Origin of the sequence: Paraburkholderia sp. MM5482-R2, from assembly GCF_050436125.1 — a bacterium.
Lineage (GTDB): Bacteria > Pseudomonadota > Gammaproteobacteria > Burkholderiales > Burkholderiaceae > Paraburkholderia > Paraburkholderia tuberum.
In genome coordinates this window covers 389,681-408,494 of record NZ_JBNDLP010000002.1, presented here as the reverse complement: position 1 = coordinate 408,494, position 18,814 = coordinate 389,681, and the positions used below count along the sequence as shown (strand labels likewise).

18 protein-coding genes and 1 pseudogene are annotated in these 18,814 nt (G+C 65.1%); 14 read left to right on the top strand and 5 right to left on the bottom strand.

Going from position 1 to position 18,814, the window contains the following annotated elements; genetic code table 11:
- Positions 1–4 precede the first annotated feature (4 nt).
- The 4 genes from OKW37_RS04950 (at position 5) to OKW37_RS04935 (ending at position 4,945) form a co-directional block, all read left to right on the top strand.
- Positions 5–1,270, top strand: a complete 1,266-nt coding sequence (locus tag OKW37_RS04950) for a vWA domain-containing protein (protein ID WP_429407767.1) — start codon at positions 5–7, stop codon at positions 1,268–1,270.
- The gene (locus tag OKW37_RS04945) at positions 1,261–1,869 is read left to right on the top strand and encodes a CoxG family protein (RefSeq protein WP_429407769.1); all 609 of its coding nucleotides are present in this window, start codon (positions 1,261–1,263) and stop codon (positions 1,867–1,869) included. Before OKW37_RS04950 ends, OKW37_RS04945 begins: the two co-directional genes overlap by 10 nt.
- Complete coding sequence (locus OKW37_RS04940) at positions 1,842–2,864, top strand: XdhC family protein (protein WP_429407771.1); 1,023 nt, start codon at positions 1,842–1,844, stop codon at positions 2,862–2,864. Before OKW37_RS04945 ends, OKW37_RS04940 begins: the two co-directional genes overlap by 28 nt.
- A gap of 182 nt (positions 2,865–3,046) precedes the next feature.
- Positions 3,047–4,945, top strand: a complete 1,899-nt coding sequence (locus OKW37_RS04935) for a DUF3857 domain-containing transglutaminase family protein (protein WP_429407773.1) — start codon at positions 3,047–3,049, stop codon at positions 4,943–4,945.
- Between the two features lie 11 nt (positions 4,946–4,956).
- On the opposite strand, the gene OKW37_RS04930 is transcribed toward OKW37_RS04935, so the two are convergent.
- Both OKW37_RS04930 and OKW37_RS04925 read right to left on the bottom strand, forming a co-directional pair.
- Positions 4,957–5,994, bottom strand: coding sequence for a serine/threonine protein kinase (locus OKW37_RS04930; RefSeq protein WP_429407775.1), 1,038 nt, complete (start codon positions 5,992–5,994; stop codon positions 4,957–4,959).
- A gap of 218 nt (positions 5,995–6,212) precedes the next feature.
- Positions 6,213–6,425: a hypothetical protein gene (locus OKW37_RS04925; RefSeq protein WP_018419122.1), complete on the bottom strand. Its 213-nt coding sequence runs from the start codon at positions 6,423–6,425 to the stop codon at positions 6,213–6,215.
- A gap of 246 nt (positions 6,426–6,671) precedes the next feature.
- Between OKW37_RS04925 and OKW37_RS04920 the strand changes: the two genes are divergently transcribed.
- The 4 genes and pseudogenes from OKW37_RS04920 (at position 6,672) to OKW37_RS04905 (ending at position 9,946) form a co-directional block, all read left to right on the top strand.
- Positions 6,672–6,842, top strand: coding sequence for a hypothetical protein (locus OKW37_RS04920; protein WP_429407776.1), 171 nt, complete (start codon positions 6,672–6,674; stop codon positions 6,840–6,842).
- Between the two features lie 2 nt (positions 6,843–6,844).
- A pseudogene (locus OKW37_RS04915) lies at positions 6,845–7,866 on the top strand (efflux RND transporter permease subunit); the annotation flags it as partial.
- Positions 7,867–8,242: 376 nt separating this feature from the next.
- Positions 8,243–9,433: an MFS transporter gene (locus tag OKW37_RS04910; RefSeq protein ID WP_429407778.1), complete on the top strand. Its 1,191-nt coding sequence runs from the start codon at positions 8,243–8,245 to the stop codon at positions 9,431–9,433.
- A 330-nt stretch (positions 9,434–9,763) separates the two neighbouring features.
- Positions 9,764–9,946 (top strand): hypothetical protein, encoded by a 183-nt coding sequence (locus tag OKW37_RS04905; protein ID WP_090805541.1) that lies wholly within the window; start codon positions 9,764–9,766, stop codon positions 9,944–9,946.
- Positions 9,947–10,046: 100 nt separating this feature from the next.
- On the opposite strand, the gene mgrA is transcribed toward OKW37_RS04905, so the two are convergent.
- Positions 10,047–11,090 carry an L-glyceraldehyde 3-phosphate reductase gene (mgrA, locus tag OKW37_RS04900; RefSeq protein WP_090802624.1) on the bottom strand — a complete coding sequence of 348 codons (1,044 nt, stop codon included), beginning with the start codon at positions 11,088–11,090 and terminating at the stop codon, positions 10,047–10,049.
- A 228-nt stretch (positions 11,091–11,318) separates the two neighbouring features.
- Between mgrA and OKW37_RS04895 the strand changes: the two genes are divergently transcribed.
- On the top strand, positions 11,319–11,525 hold the full coding sequence (locus tag OKW37_RS04895) for a DUF3185 family protein (protein WP_018419114.1): 207 nt from the start codon (positions 11,319–11,321) through the stop codon (positions 11,523–11,525).
- Positions 11,526–11,556: 31 nt separating this feature from the next.
- Here the strand turns inward: OKW37_RS04895 and OKW37_RS04890 are convergent, their stop codons facing one another.
- Positions 11,557–12,318, bottom strand: coding sequence for a phytanoyl-CoA dioxygenase family protein (locus tag OKW37_RS04890; protein ID WP_184060879.1), 762 nt, complete (start codon positions 12,316–12,318; stop codon positions 11,557–11,559).
- Between the two features lie 571 nt (positions 12,319–12,889).
- Between OKW37_RS04890 and OKW37_RS04885 the strand changes: the two genes are divergently transcribed.
- On the top strand, positions 12,890–13,264 hold the full coding sequence (locus OKW37_RS04885) for a hypothetical protein (RefSeq protein WP_429407781.1): 375 nt from the start codon (positions 12,890–12,892) through the stop codon (positions 13,262–13,264).
- 265 nt (positions 13,265–13,529) lie between these two features.
- On the opposite strand, the gene metK is transcribed toward OKW37_RS04885, so the two are convergent.
- Positions 13,530–14,720, bottom strand: a complete 1,191-nt coding sequence (gene metK / locus OKW37_RS04880; protein WP_090802193.1) for a methionine adenosyltransferase — start codon at positions 14,718–14,720, stop codon at positions 13,530–13,532.
- A 285-nt stretch (positions 14,721–15,005) separates the two neighbouring features.
- Here metK and OKW37_RS04875 point away from each other — a divergent pair, with 285 nt between their 5' ends.
- The 4 genes from OKW37_RS04875 to xerC all read left to right on the top strand — a co-directional run bounded on the left by OKW37_RS04875 (position 15,006) and on the right by xerC (position 18,767).
- Positions 15,006–15,890 carry a lipid A biosynthesis lauroyl acyltransferase gene (locus tag OKW37_RS04875; protein ID WP_429407783.1) on the top strand — a complete coding sequence of 295 codons (885 nt, stop codon included), beginning with the start codon at positions 15,006–15,008 and terminating at the stop codon, positions 15,888–15,890.
- A 173-nt stretch (positions 15,891–16,063) separates the two neighbouring features.
- The gene (gene dapF, locus OKW37_RS04870) at positions 16,064–16,999 is read left to right on the top strand and encodes a diaminopimelate epimerase (protein WP_429407785.1); all 936 of its coding nucleotides are present in this window, start codon (positions 16,064–16,066) and stop codon (positions 16,997–16,999) included.
- Positions 17,000–17,056: 57 nt separating this feature from the next.
- Positions 17,057–17,815, top strand: a complete 759-nt coding sequence (locus tag OKW37_RS04865; RefSeq protein WP_090802196.1) for a DUF484 family protein — start codon at positions 17,057–17,059, stop codon at positions 17,813–17,815.
- Between the two features lie 28 nt (positions 17,816–17,843).
- Positions 17,844–18,767: a tyrosine recombinase XerC gene (gene xerC / locus OKW37_RS04860; protein ID WP_187615113.1), complete on the top strand. Its 924-nt coding sequence runs from the start codon at positions 17,844–17,846 to the stop codon at positions 18,765–18,767.
- The last annotated feature ends 47 nt before the right edge of the window (positions 18,768–18,814 follow it).

Below are 18,814 nucleotides of genomic sequence, written 5' to 3'. Positions count from 1 at the left end.
TGGCATGACGAACGGAACCGGCTCGGGCAGGCTCGACGACACGAACCAGCACACTGCGCCCACGCTCGCGCGCAACGTCGTCCATTTCGTGCGCGTGCTGCGCGGTGCCGGCTTGCCGATGTCGCCCGCACAAGCAGTCGACGCACTCGCCGCGTTGCAGTGGATCGACCTCGGCCGCCGCGACGACGTGCACGCCGCGCTTGCGGCGCTGCTCGTCACCGCGCCCGACGAACGAGAACTCTTCGATGCCGCGTTCGAACTGTTCTGGCGCGACCCCGATTGGGAAGGCAAGCTGCGCGCGCTGCTGCTGCCGAAAGTGCGCGACGGGCTGCCACCGCCCAAGCGCAACAACCGTCTCGCCGATGCGCTCGCGGTGCGCATGCCACCGTCGCCGCATCTGAATGCGCCGCAGGAAACCGAGCAGCACGAGTTGCATGCGCAGTTGACGTTCAGCGCAGAAGAGCGGCTGCGTCATCGCGATTTCGACACGCTGAACGCCGACGAATGGCGCACGCTGCGGCATCTGATTCGCGGCCAGCGGCTGCCGCTCGCAACCGAATCGACGCGGCGCCTGAAGGCGGCATCGCACGGCACGCATGCGGACTTGCGCGCGAGCGCGCGGCATGCGGTGCGCGCCGGTGGCGACTGGACCGTGTGGAAGTATCGCGCGAGGGTCGAGCGCAAGCCGCCGCTCGTGCTGCTGCTCGACATTTCCGGCTCGATGAGCAACTACTCGCGCGCGGTGCTCTACTTTTGCCACGCGTTGTTGCAGTCGCGCGAACGTCTGCAGGTGTTTCTGTTCGGCACGCGGCTCACGAACGCGACGCGCGCATTGCGCGAACGCGATCCGGACGTCGCGATCGCGACGCTCAGCGATCAGGTGGTCGACTGGTCGGGCGGCACGCGCATCGGCGCGGCGCTCGCCGAGTTCAACCGACGCTGGGCGCGCCGCGTGCTCACAGGTCGTGCAACGGTGCTGCTCGTCACCGACGGTCTCGATCACGAAGCGATCGACGTGCTCGATACCGAAATGGCGCGGCTCGCACGCTTCGCGCATCGCATCGTGTGGCTCAATCCGCTGCTGCGGTTCAGCGGCTTTACTCCGAAGGCGCGCGGCGTGCAGGCGATCCTGCCGTATGTCGACGCGCATCGTCCGGTTCATAATCTAGACAGTCTCGCAGCATTCGGCCACGATCTCGCGCAACTGACGCGCGCGCCTCGCCACGCCGTCGCCGCGACGACATTCGCAGGAGCAACGTCATGGAATTGAGCGAAATTCATACGCTGCCGGTCACGCAGCAGCAAACGTGGGACGCGTTGAACGACACCGAGATTCTGCGCGCTTGCATCCCCGGCTGCGAAAGCATCGACCCGGACGGCGAAAACGCGTACCTGGTCACGCTGAGCGCGGCGGTCGGCCCGGTCAAGGCGCGCTTCAAGGGGCGCATGCAATTGACCGATATCGACGCGCCGAACACCTACACCATTGTGTTCGAAGGCCAGGGCGGCGCCGCGGGTTTTGCCAAGGGCAACACGCATGTCACGCTCGAAGCCGACGGCGATGCCGCGACGAAGCTCTCCTACACCGCCAATGCGCAGGTCGGCGGCAAGCTCGCGCAGATCGGCTCGCGGCTCGTCGACGGTGCGGCGCGCAAGATTGCGGGGGAGTTTTTCAAGCGCTTGAGCGCCCAGCTCTCGGGAGACAATAGCGCTCATGAAACAGCGGAAGGCGACGCCCCGGTGGATACCGGAGCCGAAGCCGCATCCGCCTCCGAGCAAACGGAATCGAACGAGGCCGCGGACGGCGAGTCCGGCGGCGAAGCAAAGAAAGGGAAGAAATCATGGACAGCGTGGATCTCGAAGTTCTGAAAACCAGCGCCCGCTGGCTGGCGGACGGACATCGCGCGCTCCTCGTGACGGTCGTGAAGACGTGGGGCTCGTCGCCGCGTCCCGAGGGCGCGATGCTCGCGGTGCGCGACGACGGCCTCGTGGTGGGCTCGGTGTCGGGCGGCTGCATCGAAGACGATCTGATCGATCGCGTGCGGCAACGGGGCATCGAGCAGACACATCCGGAGGCGGTGAAGTACGGCATCACGGCCGAGGAAGCGCATCGCTTCGGCCTGCCGTGCGGCGGCACGATCCAGCTCGTGCTCGAACCGTTGACGCGGCAAAGCGGCATCGCCGATCTGTGTCACGCGGTCGAAAATGGCCGGCTCGTCGCGCGCGAACTCGACATGACGACGGGCGCGGTGCGGCTCGACGACGCGCAGGCGACCGACGGCGTGCATTTCGACGGTGAGCGTCTGTTGACGATCCACGGCCCGCGCTACCGGATGCTAGTGATCGGCGCCGGGCAGTTGTCTCGCTACCTGTGCCATATCGCGGTGGGGCTCGATTATCAGGTGACGGTCTGCGATCCGCGCGAGGAATACACCGAGGAATGGGACGTGCCGGGCGCGAAGATCGTACGCACGATGCCGGACGATACCGTGATCGACATGAAGCTCGACGAGCGCTGCGCAGTGATCGCGCTCACGCACGATCCGAAGCTCGACGATCTCGCGCTGATGGAAGCATTGAAGACGCCGGCGTTTTATGTCGGCGCGCTCGGCTCGCGCAGGAACAATCACGCGCGACGCGAGCGCCTGAAGGAGTTCGATCTGAACGAAGCCGAACTGGCCCGCTTGCACGGACCTGTCGGCATTTATATCGGCAGCAGGACGCCGCCCGAGATCGCGGTGTCGATTCTGGCGGAGGTGACGGCGGCGAAAAATGGCGTGTCGCTGCCGACGCTATTGCAGGTCGAAGGCGCGAAGGCCGCGCGGGAGATTGCGGCGTCGGGTGGCGCCGCTTACAGCGTGTAGCCCGTCGACATCGCGCAATTAAGTGCTTTGCTCAATGTCGACAGGCGGCAGGCTCGCCGTGCATACCCGGCGAGCCCTCTTTCGATCGCTTCCAAATGCGCGCCAGCCGCTTGACATCCGCGCGGCGCGAAACGACGCTAGCTGGCGATCCCGTCAACGTCGTCGTCCGGATACCCGCCGTCATGCGACTCTGCCTCGTGGTCCTTGCCTCCGCCGGCTGGCTGGCCGGCGTTCACGCCGCGAGCGCGAGCGCGCCGCTCAACCTGGACGATCCCTACACCAACGAAGGCGAGACGCAGACCTTCACCGTCAACGCTGACGGCTCGTATGCGAAGCTCGATTCGATGACGCTGCGCGTGAACAACGAAGCCGGCGTCGAGCGGGTCGCTCAGCAATACGTCTGGTTCAACCGCAACATGGCCGACGTGCAGATCCTCGAGGCCTACACGGTCACCGCCGACGGCAAGCGTCACGACGTTGCGCCCGAGCAGATCCGCGACGTCCAGGAAGTCCGCTCGTTCGACGCGCCGATGTTCCAGGACATCCAGGAAAAGGTGATCGTGTTCCCCGCGGTCGAACCCGGCGCGCGCGTGCATCTGACGTACCGCAAGACGCAGCGTCAGCCGATAGTGCCGGGCGAATTCAGCGACTTCACGCCGCCCGATCTCGCGCCGACCCGCAACTTCCGCCTGATCTACGACCTGCCCGCCGACAAGCCGCTGTATGCGGACGCGCGCGGCTTCAGCGCAGTGACGCCGGTCACGCGCGACGGCCGCACGCGCTACGAATTCCGCTATGACAAGGCACACTTCGACCGGCTCGAACGCGGCTCGGTCGCGTACGTGTCGTACGGTGATCGGCTGATGGTGTCGACCTTCCCGAGCTATGCCGCGTTCGCCGCCTCCTATCGCAGCTCCGCGGCCGACCCGGGCGCGCACGACGTCGCGATCACCCAGTTCGCGCAGCAGCTGAGCGCGCACGATCACACCCCACACGACAAAGCCAAAACGCTGTACGACTGGGTTCGCCGCAATATCCGCTATGTCGCGATCTACGTCGGACGTGGCGCCGTCGTGCCGCACAGCGCGAGCGCGATTCTCGCGAACCGCTATGGCGACTGCAAGGACCACGTCGCGCTCTACGGCGCGCTGCTCGACGCGCTCGGCGTGCGCAACGAGCCGGCGTTGATCAGCAGCGGCACGATCTACACGCTGCCGAGCGTCCCGGGCTACGGCGTCATCAATCATGCGATCACGTGGCTACCCGATTTGCAGATGTACGCGGATTCGACCGCGTCGAACGTCGAATTCGGTTTTCTGCCTTCGTCCGACATGGACCGTCCTACCGTGCTGATCGGCGACGGCGTGCTCGCGCAAACGCCGGCCACCGCGCAGATGTCGCGCAGCACCGATCTCGCGATCAAGATCGAACCGGATGGCTCGGCGAGCTTCACGTATCGGCTGCAGGATGCCGGGCCGTACGCCGAGCAGGCCCGCGCGCGGCTGCGCACGCAAACGCCCGCGCAACGCGAGGAATCGATTCAGGCCGAGTTACGCAACGCGAATCTGCGCGGCACCGCGACGCTGACGACGAGCGACCTCAGCGCGGCCGACGGCCCGCTCACGCTGACGATGAAAGGCACGCTCGAGAGTCTCGTGGTGACCGGCATGACGGCCTCGATTCCGGCCTTGACGAGCCTCGGCGGCGGCGTCGAAGCCGACACGCGCTACTGGCTCGGCGAACGCAAGCGCACGCAGCCGTTCGTGTGCCACAACCTCGCGATCCACGAACGCGCGCGCATCGAACTGCCGGCCAATTTCCGCGTGCTCGACATGCCGGAGGCGCAACGCACGCAGGACCGCTTCGTCGATTTCACGTCGCAGTACGCGTTCGACCCGCACAGCAACGTGGTCACGATGACGCGCGACGGCGCCACCCATTTCGACAGCGACGTCTGCACGCCCGACGATTTCACGCGCATGCGTCCCGCGATCGAAGCGATTGGGCGGGACGTGCGCGCGGAGGTAATCGTCAGATCGACGTTGGTGGAGTCGTCGAATGTGGCGTCGCAGGCGCCTTGACCGTCAAGACGTCAAACCGGCCACAACGGCCCTTCCTGCATCGCGCCGATCTGCTCGCGCATCTCGAGGATGCGATCTTCCCAGTAGCGCTGCGTGTTGAACCACGGAAACGCGGCCGGAAACGCCGGATCGTTCCAGCGGCGCGCGAGCCATGCCTGATAGTGAATCAGCCGCAACGTGCGCAGCGCTTCGATCAGATACAGCTCGCGCGGATCGAATTCGCAGAAATCCTCGTAACCGGCGAGCAGATCGGCCAGCGCGCGCGACGCCTCCGCACGCTCGCCCGGCAGCAGCAGCCACAGATCCTGAATCGCGGGCCCCATGCGGCTGTCGTCGAAATCGACGAAATGCGGGCCCGCGTCGGTCCACAGCACGTTGCTCGGATGACAGTCGCCGTGCAGACGCAGCCTGCGAATCTCGCCAGCCCGCTCGAACGCACCCGCGACGCCTTCGAGCGCGAGATTCACGACGGTTTCCCACGCGGTGCGCAGATCGTCGGGCACGAAACGGTGCGCGAGCAGGAAGTCGCGCGGCTCGTAGCCGAACGTGTCGATGTTTAGCGTGGGACGTTCTACGTAGTCCTCGGTCTGCCCGATCGCATGAATGCGTCCGATGAAACGCCCCAGCCATTCCAGCGTGTCGCGCCGGTCGAGATCCGGCGCGCGACCGCCGCGTCGCTCGAAGACCGAGAAGCGGAAGCCGTCGAAGCTGTGCAGCGTGCGGCCATCGAGCACGCGCGCGGGCACGGCTGGGATCTCGCGCGCGACGAGTTCGGCGACGAACGCGTGCTCTTCGAGAATCCCCGCGTCGCTCCAGCGCTCGGGACGATAGAACTTCGCGACCACGGGCGGACCGTCTTCGACGCCGACCTGATACACGCGATTTTCATAGCTGTTGAGCGGCAGCAGACGGCCGTCGGTACGCACGCCGGTCGTTGCGAGCACGCCGTCGATCGCGTCGAGCACGGTTTCCGGCGTGAGCCGCGCGAATGGCACGGCACCATCGGCGCCGGCCTCGGGATAGGAATTGTCGGGAATGGTGTCGTTCATGCCCCGCATTGTGCGCCGCGCCGCGGGTAAAGACGAGGGCGACGACTCACAATGCGTGCGTGGCATCGCTAGAAATACGGGCTGATTTGGGACGCGCCGTGAATCGACGCGCGCATCGGCCCACGGCGATGCTGGCGAGCCGATCTCACCTTACAGCATCACTACAGCCCGCACCTGCGGGTCACACAACGGCAATGAGCAACCGGTCAGCCTCTCGTTCAATGCGTCTGCGCGCCGGCCGGACGTATCAGGTCGCCGGTATCGATCAGATCTTCCAGGAAAAAGGGTTCGGTATTGAGTTGCTGCGAGGCGCCGGGCTCGCCGGCGTACCACGCCACCATCGCCATGTCGCCAAGAATGCGCATGACGATTCCGCGCGCGCCTTGCGGAACGGCGATATGTACCGATCGGACAATGGAACCGACTTCCATGATAATTCCCCGCTTCCCTTAGCCGGCTTTATGATTTCACGCCGGTCGAGGTGATGATAAAAACGCCGCTTCGCATTTGAAGTTGCGTGCGCACTTAATCTGTCGCGCGCATGGCGCGTGAGAGCTTCGAGTCATTGTTCCCGCTTTGCGGGGCTTTGGGAAGGCGAATAGAAGGCTTTCACCAGTCGTTTCGCCCTATTCCCATTACGCTGCGCACGACCGATTATCTCGGCGTCAGACGTCGTAATGCAGACCATCATAAACCCTGCGGGGGGAGACATCAAAAACGTGCACGGCCAGAACGATCTGGCAGATGCGGGCGCCGCGCGGCTTCGCACCTGCCTTCGCGCCGAGGTGCGCGCCTGCGTTTCCGATCCGCGCGGCGCGCTCGCCGCTCGTTTCATTCGTCTGCGCTAGTCATGTGGATCGTTCGTCTCGCGCTACGGCGCCCCTATACGTTCGTCGTGCTGGCGCTGCTGTTGCTGATCGTCGGACCGTTGACCATTCTGCGCACGCCCACCGACATCGTTCCGAACATCGATATTCCGGTGCTCTCGGTCATCTGGTCGTATAACGGCCTGCCCGCCGACGAAATGGAGCGGCGCATCGCGCTGAACTACGAGCGCGGCTTGTCGGTGGCGGTCAACGATATCGAACACACGGAATGTCCACGCTCGATATCGTCGACCGCATCAAGACGATGACGCCGACGCTGCGCAATCTGGTGCCGCCGTCGCTGAATATCGATCCCGTCGCCGACCAATCGCTGTTCGTGCGTGCATCCGTGCAGGGCGTATTGCGTGAAGCGCTGATCGCCGCGTGCCTGACGGGCCTGATGATTCTGCTGTTCCTCGGCAACTGGCGCGCGACGCTGATCATCGCGGTATCGATTCCGTTGTCGATGATCACGTCGATCATCGCGTTGTCCTCTCTCGGTCAGACGATCAACATCGTGACGCTCGGCGGCCTCGCGCTCGCGGTCGGGATTCTCGTCGACGATGCGACCGTCGCGATCGAAAACATCAGCCATCGGCTCGAACAGGGCAAGACGCTAGAACAGGCGAATCTCGACGGCGCGCATCAGATCGCGATTCCGACGCTGGTGTCGACGCTGTCGATCTGTATCGTGTTCGTGCCGATGTTTCTGCTCACCGGTGTCGCGCACTATCTGTTCATTCCGCTTGCCGAAGCGGTGGTGTTCGCGATGCTCGCGTCGTACTTCTTCTCGCGTACGCTCGTGCCGACGCTCGCGAAGTATCTGCTGCGCTATCACCACAAGCCCGCGGATTTACATCACACACCGGTGCAAACGCGCAATCCGTTGATGCGCATGCACTACGCGTTCGAGCGCGGTTTCTCGCGTTTGCGCGAGCGCTACCGCGTGTTTCTCGAAGCGCGTGTCGCGCGACCGGGACTGTTCGTCACGCTGTTTCTCGCGTGCCGACTCGGACATCCTGATCACGCTGAACCCTGATCATCATCCGAGTGCCGGGCGACGACGCGCTCGCGCATCCGTCGACGGCGACTGTGGGGGCGACGCGGGTGCCGGCGCCGGGCAGTGAAGCCGGGGCGCACGGATAGCGCCGGGAGACAGGCGCGCGACATGTTGCGGATGGAGCGCTGCGGGTCACCATGGGCACACCGCGTTGCCCGCGACGCCGGCTTGAAACGCGTTTTCAGCGTATCCTTAACACTTTTGCGCGTTTCCGTGTGACCCAAGGAGTTTTGTTGTGACCCTGCCGCCGCCATCCCAGCGGACCGCATCTGCCGTTCCCTCCCGCGGCGCAGCTTCAGCTGCTTGCGCAAGCACCACCACCGTGTCGGACATCCCTTATCTCGAACGCGGCTCGCGCGCGTACTGGCGTGCCAGCCTCGCGCTGCTGTTCGCCGGCTACGCGACGTTCTCACTGCTCTACTGCGTGCAGCCGCTGCTGCCGTCGTTTTCCGAAGCGTTCAACGTGACGCCGGCGGAAAGCAGTCTGTCGTTGTCACTATCCACTGCTGCGCTGGCGCTCGCGATCTTCGTCGCCGGTTTCGTCTCCGAGGGTTGGAGCCGGCACAAGCTGATGACGCTGTCACTGACGGTGTCGTCGGTGCTGACGATTGGCGTATCGGTCGCGCCGCACTGGCACCAGCTGCTCGTGCTGCGTACGCTCGAAGGGCTCGCGCTCGGCGGCGTGCCGGCGGTCGCGATGGCTTATCTCGCCGAGGAAGTGCATCCCGACGGCCTCGGCCTCGCAATGGGCCTGTACGTCGGCGGCACGGCGATCGGCGGCATGGCCGGGCGGGTCATCACCGGCGTGGTCGCGGATCTGTTTTCGTGGCGCGTCGCGATCGGCACGATCGGCGTGCTCGGCCTGCTGTCGATGCTCGCGTTCCGCGCGCTGCTGCCACCGTCGCGCCATTTCGTGCCGCGCCGCGGGCTCGGCTTCGCGCATCACCGCACGCTGCTGTTGCGCCAGTTCACGCGACCGGGTCTGCCGCTGCTGTTCCTGCTCGGCTTCGTGCTGATGGGCAGCTTCGTCACGCTGTACAACTACATCGGCTACCGGCTGCTCGCGCCGCCGTATCGGTTGAATCAGACGGAGATCGGCGCGATTTTCATTGTCTATCTGGTTGGCGTGGTCGCGTCGCCATGGTCCGGGCGCATGGCCGACACGTTCGGCCGTGCACGCGTGCTGATCGGGAGCCTGCTGCTGATGGTGTTCGGCCTCGCGCTGACGATGCTGCATCCGCTCGCGGCGATCGCGACCGGTATCGCCTGCGTGACGTTCGGGTTCTTTGCCGGGCATTCGGTCGCGAGCGGCTGGGTCGGGCGTCTGGCGAAAGACGCGAAAGGCCAGGCCGCTGCGCTGTATCTGCTCGCGTACTACATCGGCTCGAGCCTGGTCGGTTCGTATGGCGGCCATGTGTGGGCCGGTCATGGCTGGAACGGCGTCGTCGGGCTAGTCGGTGCGCTGCTCGTGATCGGCTTGATCGCGGCGAGCCGCCTGCGCGGGCGCGAATAGCCCGGCGTATCGGTCGCGTTGCGCGGTGCAGGCACCGCGAGCCGGCCGCAATCAGCCAACCCGCATGGATCGGCGGCAAAACGAAAGGCTTGCGTAAGCGAACGTTTGCTATTTTCCGCCGCGTTTTGTTGCGCCGCGCCAATCGCCGCGGGCCGCGCCGCGCCTGGGTTCAGCAGCTTACGAATAAGCGCCGACGCGCCAGCTTGCGCCGTCGCGCCGCTCCATCGGTCTCCTATACTCGATTCGTGCAATGGCGCGGCATGATTTCGAAGCCGCGGCCTCTGCCGGAACGACATAGCAACCAACCATCCCGCATGGGAGGAGACGAAGATGACCTACTTTACGATCGGCGATTTCATCCTGGTCATTCCGATGGCATTGGCGGGCGCGCTATTCGTCGGCGCGCTGCCCTGCAAGACCGAGTTGCGACACAACGGGCTGCGTGTGCTGGGCGCGCTGATCGGTGTGATGTGCGCGGTGGCGCTGGTCGAGGGTCTGCCGGCGCTCGTGTAGCGGCGCGGCGAAATACCTGCAGAAAAGCCGCACGCTGAGCGTGCGGCTTCGTTTTGCCCTTGCGTCCGTCCGCCTGTTGTGCGGACGGCTCCTCACGCGATCAGATCGCCTGATCGGTCGACGGCTTTTCCCACAGATTGATCCCGCCTTCGGTCGCATAGCGATCGATTTCAGCGAGTTCGTCGGCCGAGAAGGCGAGCTTCTTCAGCGCGCCGACGTTCTCGCGCACCTGCTCCGCGCGGCTCGCGCCGATCAGCACCGAGCTCACGCGTGGATCGCGCAACGCCCACGCGAGCGCCATCTGCGCGAGGCTCTGACCACGGCGCTGCGCGATGTCGTTGAGCTTCCGCACGTGCTCGATGTTCCGCGGGCTCAGATGCTCGTCTTTGAGCGAACCGCCGCCCGGCTTGTTGACGCGCGCATCTTCCGGCACGCCGTTCAGGTACTTGCCGGTCAACAATCCCTGCGCGAGCGGCGTGAACGCGATCGTGCCCGCGCCGACTTCATCGAGCGTATCGAGCAGGTCGTGTTCGATCCAGCGGTTCAGCATGTTGTACGACGGCTGATGGATCAGCAGCGGCACCTTGTATTCGGCGAGCAGCTTCGCCATTTCGCGCGTCTTCGCCGACGAGTACGACGAGATGCCGATATACAGCGCCTTGCCCTGCTGCACCGCGCTCGCGAGCGCGCCCGCGGTTTCCTCGAGCGGCGTGTGCGCGTCGAAGCGATGCGAATAGAAGATGTCGACGTAATCGAGGCCCATGCGCTTCAGGCTCTGATCGAGACTCGCGAGCACATATTTGCGCGAGCCGCCGCCCTGGCCGTACGGACCGGGCCACATATCCCAACCGGCCTTCGACGAAATCAGCAACTCGTCGCGATACGGTTTGAAATCGTCCTTGAACAGACGGCCGAAGTTGGTTTCCGCGCTGCCGTACGGCGGCCCGTAGTTGTTCGCCAGATCGAAGTGCGTGATGCCGAGGTCGAAGGCCGTGCGCAGGATGTCACGCTGCGTCGAGATCGGCGTGGTGTCGCCGAAGTTGTGCCACAGGCCGAGCGACAGCGCCGGCAGTTTGAGACCCGACTTGCCGCAGACGCGGTATTGCATGTCCGAATAGCGTTCTGAAGCTGCTTCGTAAGCCATTGCTAGTGTCCTTGTCGATGAGATCGCCCGAGGATGGCGGGCGTGAGGATTCGCGCGTTGCGGGAGGCGTGCTGCTGGGGAGATTTGTTGTTGTGGTGTCGCCGCGGTGCGGCCAGACCGCTATGTTAGCCAATCGACGCGGCGCTTGCAGCGCAACCAGTATGCGGGATGGACGAGCACGCACGGCTCACCTACACTCTGGCCGGTTCAGGTTGATGGGAGGTGCAGATGACGAAAGCGATTTCGATCGCGCTGATTGTCGGCGGTATCGTGCTGCTGTATTTCGGCGGGCAGGCATTCAATTCGGTGAGCAGCGACGTGTCGCGCTTCTTTACCGGCTCGCCGAGCAACAAGGCGATCGTGCTGATCGTCGCGGGCGTGGTGGCGACACTCGCCGGGCTGACGGGAATCGCGATGTCGGGGCGCAAGCGCTGAGCGTCGGCGCGAGGCCCGCGACCAAAATAATCTAGAACGCGATCTCGGGCTTCGCGGCCGAGCGCGTGCCGGGCAGGGGCACATTGCTTGCGCCGTGATAGGTGAACACCAGCGAGAACTTCACCTGGTCGCTCAGATTCTTGCCGGCCGAGTGCAGCGTGTTGCAGTGAAAGAACGCCACGTCGCCAGTCTTCAGCTCGGGCGACACCGCCGTGCGGATCGCGGCCTCGTTCTCGGCGAGATCCGCGCGGAAAAACTTCGCTTCGTCGAAGCGGTCCGATGTGAACGCGGCGCCGTGCGATTGCGGCACGAACCACAGCGCGCCGTTATCGACGGTTTCCGGGCCGACCGCGAGCCACACCGACACCAGATCGTCGCGCTCGAACGACCAGTAGCGCACGTCGCGATGCCAGCCGGTCAGGCTGCCGTACGCGGGGTGCTTGGTCATCATGCAGTTGTGATGCGCGCGCGACAGACGCGGCTCCTCGCCAAAATACAGCTCCATCCAGCCACGGATTTCGGACGCGGTCGCCCATTGCGCGAACGCGGAGTGACGACCGTACGCGTCGAGCAGGCGCCGCACCGTATGTCCGCCCGGAGCATCCTTCGATGACGGCGCGCCCGGATACTGCAAATCCGCTTCGAATTCGATCGGCGCCGCCGCTTCCTGCAGCTGCCGCTGCGCGATCCGCTTCAGCTCGTCGCAACGCTCGGGCGACACGAGTCCTGGCACGACGACAAAACCCTGCTCCCGCAACGTTTGAATCTGCTCTTTCTTCGAATGGAGTGACATGGCGTTCCGTTACCGTCGACTGACTGATGTTCGATTGTAAAACGGGCGCGATCGGGATGCGTTGGTTCACCGCGAGAGGCTCCTGCGTCCTGCTGATCTTTTGCGCCGGTCGCCTTCGCTTTTCGCGGCGCGCCAATGCACCGGTTTCAGGCGCGCGGCGCGCCCGCACCGCACATTCGCTGGGCAAACGCGCACGCAAATCGCCCGTAAGGGTGACAGCAGACTGGCATCCGCGACGATTCGATCCACGGAGAAATCTGGTTCGCGCAGGGTATTAACCGACTTTCTAACGTCACGATTCCCATGTAGCCTGCTCGCATGTCGATCGTCGCTTACGCAGTTTTCTGTTGTGCGCAGGCCGTCAGGGCCCGTGCCGTCGGTTTCTCCGCGTTGTACCTTCGCTGCGCTGTGCGCCGTGTTTCGCGTCGCAATCTCCCGCGCCACGACCCGCACCGAATTTCCCGCTTTCAGGCCGTTCATCGCAACCCCGTCATTGGCACATATGGTGCTGTTTGTCCGTGCACATCCGGTGCACGCGCCGACGTGCGGTTCATTGCCTAAATGTGAAGCCATGCATACTCTTTTGAGCACCCGTCTTACCCGCGCCGCGCTGAAAGCGGCGCGTCCCGCGCGCCGCCATATGATGCGGGCGCTGCGCCATCATGCCGCGCGCACCCGCGCGCTCGGCGAGCAGTGGCGCGACGCGAAGGCCGTCGACGGCTTTCGCACCTGGTTCCATACGTTCTTCTCGGCGCTACGCCAGCAGAGCGGCACGCGCCGTCTGTCGCTGCGCACGCTGCTGCGCAAACCGACACCGTTGCGCCTCGCGGTCGCGAAACGCGCGCCGGCGGTGCGCACGCCTGCGAGCCGCCGACCGCGTCGCCTGTCGACGAGCAGCGGCGGGTGGTTCGCGTTTGCGTTTGCGTTTGCGTTTGCGAGCCGGTGAGATTGCTGGGCCGGGGAGTTGCAGTTGCGCGTTGAGTGGCTAGACCGCTGATCTGCCGACCGGCTGGCCGTTCACCGCTGGGCCGACTTCGAGCACCGCAAGACTTCGAGCACCGCAAGACTTCGAGCACCGCAAGACTTCGAGCGCGCCGCCTCGACGACGTGCTTCGCGCGGCGGCATCGCTACGCCATCAATGGACAAAGAAAAACCCCGCCGGCTCACGTCGGCGGGGTTTGTTTGCTTTCAAGCGGCGATCGGCTCGCCCTTATTCGGCAAGCGCCGCGACCGGCTCAGTGCCTGCCGCTTCGGCGAGTGCGAGCGCCTTGTCGGTGGCTTCCCACGTGAATTCCGGCTCTTCGCGGCCGAAATGACCATACGCCGCGCTCTTCTCGTAGACCGGGCGCAGCAGGTCGAGCATCTGGATGATGCCCTTCGGACGCAGGTCGAAATGCTGACGCACGAGTTCCGTGATCGTCGCATCCGACACGCGGCCGCTGCCGAACGTGTTGACCATCACCGAGGTCGGCTGGGCGACGCCGATCGCGTACGACACCTGAATCAGGCAGCGCGATGCGAGGCCCGCGGCCACGATGTTCTTGGCGACGTAACGGCCGGCGTACGCTGCCGAGCGGTCCACCTTCGACGGATCCTTGCCCGAGAATGCGCCGCCGCCGTGCGGCGCCGCGCCGCCGTACGTATCGACGATGATCTTGCGGCCCGTCAGACCGCAATCGCCCTGCGGACCGCCGATCACGAAACGACCGGTCGGGTTCACGAGGAACTTGATGTCACCCTTGATCAGTTCGGCCGGCAGCGTCGGCTTGATCACTTCCTCGATCACCGCTTCGCGTAGCGTGTCGAGCGCGATGTCCGGCGAATGCTGGGTGGACAGTACGACGGTGTCGATCGAATGCGGCTTGCCGTCGACGTAGCGCACGGTGACCTGCGACTTGGCATCCGGACGCAGCCAGGGCAGACGGCCGTCGCGGCGCAGATTCGCCTGACGCTCGACGAGGCGGTGCGACAGGTGGATCGGCAGCGGCATCAGTTCCGGCGTTTCCTCGCACGCGTAACCGAACATCAGGCCCTGGTCGCCCGCGCCTTGATCGAGGTTGTTGTCGTGCGCGCGGTCCACGCCCTGGGCGATGTCCGGCGACTGCTTGTCGTAGGCGACGAGCACCGCGCAGCCGCGGTAGTCGATGCCGTAGTCGGTGTTGTCGTAGCCGATGCGCTTGATCGTGTTGCGCGCGATCTGGATGTAGTCGACGTTCGCGGTGGTGGTGATTTCACCGGCCAGCACGACGAGACCCGTGTTGCACAGCGTTTCGGCCGCGACACGCGAGTACTTGTCTTGAGCGAGGATGGCGTCGAGGATCGCGTCCGAGATCTGGTCCGCGACTTTGTCGGGATGGCCTTCGGAAACGGATTCGGAAGTGAAGAGATAGTCGTTTGCCACGTTGCAGACTCCTGTTAGTGGTTACGGTTGCGTTCCACGTAGCCGACTTCGGGAGTCTGAAGCGGCGACGCTTTAGCGGATTACCTGACCGATGGACGCATAACCCATGAAAACCCATGGACCGCACCCGCCGGCTTCGCCCCGCAAGTTGTCTATTAACTCGGCGAAGCCCTTATTATAGCGACTTCCTTTGAATGTCACAGAGTCGAAACGAGTGCGGTATCACGTCAATTTTTCCGCTTTCCACAATTTCGCCCCCTGCGGCGCCGCGCGCCTGGAGGCTGCATGCTGAGCCGCTACGGCGCGAAGCTCGCGATCGGGCTGCTCAAACTCTTTGCGCTGTTGCCTTACGGATTGGTCGCCCGTCTCGGTGACGGGCTCGGCTGGCTGCTCTACCAGATCCCGAGCCGTCGCAAGCGCATCGTTCATACGAATCTGAAGCTGTGCTTCCCCGACTGGAGCGACGAGCGCCGCGAGGACGTCGCGCAAAAGCACTTCCGTCATGCGATCCGCAGCTATCTCGAGCGCAGCGTGCAGTGGTTCGGCCCGGCGAAGAAGCTCGACAAGCTGATCCAGCTCGACAGCGCGATCGACCTGACGGATCCGAACCTGCCGCCCACATTGTTTCTCGGCTTTCATTTTGTCGGCATCGAGGCCGGTTCGATCTTTCTGAACTACTCGCTGAAGCGCCAGTGCGGCTCGCTCTATCAGCCGATGTCGAATCAGGAGTTCGAGGAAGCCGCGAAAGCAGCGCGCGCGCGTTTCGGCGCGGACATGGCGAGCCGCGCAGACAGCGCGCGCGTCGTGCTGCGCTGGCTGCGCGAACGCAAACCGGTGATGCTCGGCGCGGACATGGACTACGGCGCGCGCAATTCGACGTTCGTGCCGTTCTTCGGCGTCCCGACCTGCACGCTGACCGCAGTCGGCCGTCTCGCCAAGGTCGGGCACGCACAGGTCGTACCGTTCATCGGCGAGGTGCTGCCGAACTACAAGGGTTACCGGCTCAAGGTCTTCAAACCTTGGGACGACTATCCGACCGGCGACGATGACGCTGATGCGCGACGCATGAACGAGTTTCTCGAAGAGCAGATTCCGCTGATGCCCGAGCAGTATTACTGGGTGCACAAGCGGTTCAAGACACGCCCGCCGGGGGTGCCGGGGGTGTATTGAAGGTGGGGCTGGGCTCCTTGCCAGCCGTACCGTTTCCGATGTGCCAACGTGTATCATCTGCTATTGGCCGGGCACGGCTCCAATGGGCGATTCGCCCAACGACCGGTGAGGCCGGGATTTTCGGCTCCGCCCGCACGCGCGAAGCCCTACGCAGCAACGGATACACGGAAAACGTGAAGCTCAAATTCACCAAAATGCACGGCGCGGGCAACGACTTCGTCGTACTCGACGGCTATACCCAACCGGTTGATCTAACCACGGCGCAGGTGCGCGCGTTGGCGAACCGCCATTTCGGCGTCGGCGCCGACCAGTTGCTGCTGGTCGAAAAGCCGACCGTCGAAGGCGTCGATTTCAGATATCGCATCTTCAATTGCGACGGCGGCGAGGTCGAACACTGCGGCAACGGCGCGCGCTGCTTCGTCAAGTTCGTGCGCGAGCGCGGTCTCACCGACCAACGCAGCGTGCGCGTGCAGGTCCAGAAAGGCACGATCACGCTGACGATGCAGGACAACGGCGAAGTGATCGTCGACATGGGCACGCCCGTGTTCGATCCCGAACTCGTGCCGTTCGCGACCAAGGGTCTGCAAGGCCGCCGCGAAGGCGAGGATACGCTCTGGCCGCTCGACGTGAACGGCACGACGCGCTGGATGTCGGTGGTGTCGATGGGCAATCCGCACGCCGTGCAGGTCGTCGACGATGCCGAGGTGTTCCCGGTGCTCGCCGAAGGTCCGGCCATCGAGCGGCACACGCGCTTCCCGCAGCGGGTCAACGCGGCCTTCATGCAGATCGTCAACCGCAACGAGATCAGGCTGCGCGTCTACGAACGCGGCGCGGGCGAAACGCTCGCGTGCGGCACCGGCGCGTGCGCGGCGGTCGCGGCCGGCATCCGGCGCGGGCTGCTGGATTCGCCGGTGCTCGTACATACGCACGGCGGCGATCTGACCATCACTTGGGACAGCGCGCACCCAGGCGCGCCGCTGCTGATGGCCGGCCCCGCAGCCACCGTCTTCGAAGGGGAGATCGAGTTGGCCGAAGAGGCGTCGAGCGCCTCGTCGGACTCGACGCAGCACAATCCGTCCAGCCCGGCCGACATGGCGCCCTCCGTCTAACTCATTGACCGACGCGCCGCCGTGAGGCGGCCGTCCCGTAGTCCTCTAGCCGAAACCATGAACGATCGCGAAGTCGCCGAATACCTGCTCGCCAATCCCGAATTCTTCGTCGAACACGCGGAAACGCTCGCGACGATCCGGCTCGCGAACCCGCACGGCAAAGCCGCGGTGTCGCTGCAGGAGCGGCAGATGGAGATGCTGCGCGACAAGAACAAGCATCTGGAGCGGCGTCTTGCCGAACTGCTGCGCTACGGTCACGAGAACGACAGCATCGCGTCGAAATTCAACCGCTGGACCATCCGTGTGATGGCCGAGCGCGATCCCTACGCGCTGCCGCGCACGATCGCCGGCGGTCTGCGCGACATCTTCGACGTGCCGCAAGCGGCTCTGCGCGTGTGGGACGTCGCCGAGCCGTATGCGCAAGCGGACTTCGCGCGCCACGTCAGCGAGGAAGTGCGGATTTTCGCGGGCAGCCTGAGCACGCCGTACTGCGGCGCAAACACCGGCTTCGAGGCCGCGCAATGGCTCGCGCAAGCTGCGGTCGCGTCCCACGGGACGACCAACCCGGCGGCAAGCGCGACAACGAGCGCGACCGACGACCTCGGCGTCGCGTCGAACGGGACGGCGCAGAGCACCGAATCGATCGCGCTGCTCGCGCTGCGCGACCCCGAAGGTGTCGAAGACGCGCCGACGTTCGGCCTGCTCGTGATGGGCTCATCCGACCCGCGGCGCTTCCACGAAGGCATGGCCACCGATTTCCTCACGCAGATCGGCGCGCTCGCGAGCGCCGCGCTGAGCCGGCTGCTGCCGCGCTGAGCCGCGCCACGCAACGTCACCGCGTACCGTGACCGCCGCCGACCCGATCGCCGCCTACCTGTCGCATCTCGAGCACGAGCGGCGGCTGTCGGCGCACACCCTGCGCGGCTACACGCATGAGCTCGCGGAACTGAAGCAGCTCGCCAAAGGCCGAGCGCTCGAAAGCCTCACCGCCGTCGACATCCGCGGCGCCGTCGCGCGCGCGCATGCGGGCGGTCTCACCGCGCGGTCGATCGGCCATCGGCTGTCGGCATGGCGGGCGTTTTATCGCTGGCTCGCGGGCCACGTCGAGTTGCCGGCCAATCCGGTCGCCGCGGTGCGCGCGCCGAAGCAGGCGAAAATGCTGCCGAAGGCGCTTTCCGTCGACGACACCGCGCGCCTGATGGACAGCCCGCCCGCCGACTCGCCCGAAGGCCTGCGCGATCACGCGATGCTCGAGCTGTTCTACTCGTCGGGCCTGCGCCTCGCCGAACTGGTCGGCCTCGACGTGCGTTTCGCCGACGTCGACGGCTATCGCTCGGCCGGCTGGCTGAAACTCGATTCCGGCGAAGTCGAAGTGCTCGGCAAAGGCAACCGGCGTCGCGTCGTGCCGGTGGGCAGCAAGGCGGTCGCGGCGCTGAACGCATGGCTCGCGGTGCGCGAACCGATGGTCCGCCACGATCCGCATCCGCTGTTCCTGTCGGCGCGCGGCAACCGGCTGTCGCCGAACGTCGTGCGGGAGCGCGTGAAGCGCGCGGCGCTCGCCGCCGGCATTCCGGCCAACGTGCATCCGCACGTGCTGCGCCATTCGTTCGCGACGCACGTGCTGCAGTCGAGCGGCGACCTGCGCGCCGTGCAGGAGCTGCTAGGCCACGCGAGCATCACCGCGACGCAGGTTTATACGGGCCTCGATTTCCAGCACCTCGCCCACGTCTACGACAGCGCGCATCCTCGCGCAAAGAAACGCAACTGATCACGCGACTGACGCCGCGCGCCACGACGCGCCGCTTTCGCTTGCAC